Source organism: Polaromonas sp. P1_E3 (assembly GCF_056405935.1).
On sequence record NZ_JBFUBD010000489.1, the window covers coordinates 1 to 1,782 of the forward strand.

Annotated in this window: 1 protein-coding gene; it reads left to right on the forward strand. The window is 57.0% G+C overall.

The window, feature by feature from the left end:
- Positions 1-52 precede the first annotated feature (52 nt).
- A complete protein-coding gene (locus AC1D0Z_RS20865) occupies positions 53-1,009 on the forward strand; it encodes a pirin family protein (protein WP_477660074.1) in 957 nt (318 codons plus the stop codon).
- Positions 1,010-1,782: the final 773 nt, after the last annotated feature.

Genomic DNA, 1,782 nt, shown 5'->3' on the forward strand with positions numbered 1-1,782 from the left:
GGCGGCTACTACCAGACCCGGTAAGGTGCGGCAGTTAGACAAGAGAAAAACCATGAACCTCCTCAAAGACCTGCCGATTTCTGCCGACGAAAGCGTTCGCCGCATCACCTTCAGGACGCGTGGCACTACACACGGCCCCGTCACCCGACTGATGAGCCCATCAGACCTCGGTCACATGCTCAAGCCCTTCGTGTTTCTCGACCTTTTTAACGTCGACCTTCACGACCCGCGGGCAGGCTTTTCCATCCATCCGCACTCAGGGCTTGCAACAATCACCGTCATCACCGAAGGAGACCTGCGATTCGATGACCCCACAGACGGAACCGGCCACATCGGCTTTGGCGGCTTCGAGTGGATGCGCGCCGGCAATGGCGTGTGGCACGGTAAAGAACTGTCCGGTGGTACGACGCCGAAAGCCAAGGGATTTCAGCTCTGGATAGCGCTGCGCCCCGATCTTGAGCACGAGTCCGTAGACAGCCAGTACGTTGAAGCCCGGCACGTCCCGACCGCCGGGCCAGCGCACGTGATCCTTGGCAGCTACGAAGGCGCCCGCAGCCCGGCACGAGCCCCAGAGGGTGTGACTTACCTACTCGTAAGGCTGGCCGCCGGCACCGAGTGGACCTTCACGCCGCCCGCGACACAGACACTCGCCTGGATAGCGGTCTCAAGCGGTCGTTTGGCCGGAGAGACGCCAGCAGAGTCCGGCGAAATGGTCATTTTTGAGCAGGCACTTCAACCCATCAAATTGAAGGCCGGCCCAACGGAAGACGCCATCTTTGTGATCGGTTCCGCAACGCCACATCCCCACGACTTGCATCTTGGCAGCTACTCCGTCCACACCTCTGCAGACTCACTGGCGAAGGGAGAGGCCAACATTGAGCGCTTGCGGAAACTCCTGGTCGCCGCCGGCGACCGGCGAAACGCCAGCGGCTCGATTCCGGTTTTCAAGGWGTGWGTGTCGCGATGCGTCGCGGCTCGAAGTCATGGACGGAAAAAGTGCACCTCATGACATTCATTGCTGTCTTCGGGCACGCCTGCTTCGCATGAGCTTGTTGAGGACGTGTAGAAGAAACGCCGAAACCACTGCACCAAACGGAACCGTAAACACAAGAACGACGGTATTGCTTAGTAGCCATCGCTTTCGAATTGTTTTGTCGTCCACGTTGAGGTAGCTATGCCCCCTGAAGCTGATTTTTGAGACGACTGGCGATGGCCCCGAGAAAGTCGGTATGAGAACTTGCTCAACCTCGACCACTTCCAGGTTTAGCGGCCTGACACCGCAATCCCGACTACGTGCGTTTTGGAAATAGCCTATGTCAAGACATTCGAGCCGTACGTTGTCGAGTGTGCTTTGACTCGTACGCGAATCGCGGTCACCGTCACTGCAGCACCGGTAGACGCCGGTAAGAGTGGGCAGGCGTTGAAAGACGAACCCTTCAGGAGGCTTAACTCTTTCCATCGCCGCCCATAGTGCAATTGCGAAAAGAATTCCGCCCAAAAGGCTAAAGAGCACCATTCGAAGGGTGAGTTGGTCTTGCGAGGAGTCTTGCTCAGCTCTCACGGGGCCTTCTGTAGTGCTTTGTTGCTTGAGTTTTTATTGTATGGCTGAGACAAAAAAAATATGCCCTTAAGGGATCTGGCAACGGTTGAGGATTTTCTCCGTAGGCTGATTTATGTCCAACTTGTGTGGATCCGCCTCAAAGTGCGCCGCTGTTTCCGCGATTTTGTTRCCTCGATTCCCAGCCAGGTGGCCAGCTTCTCGGCGTAGGGATAGCGCTTGCT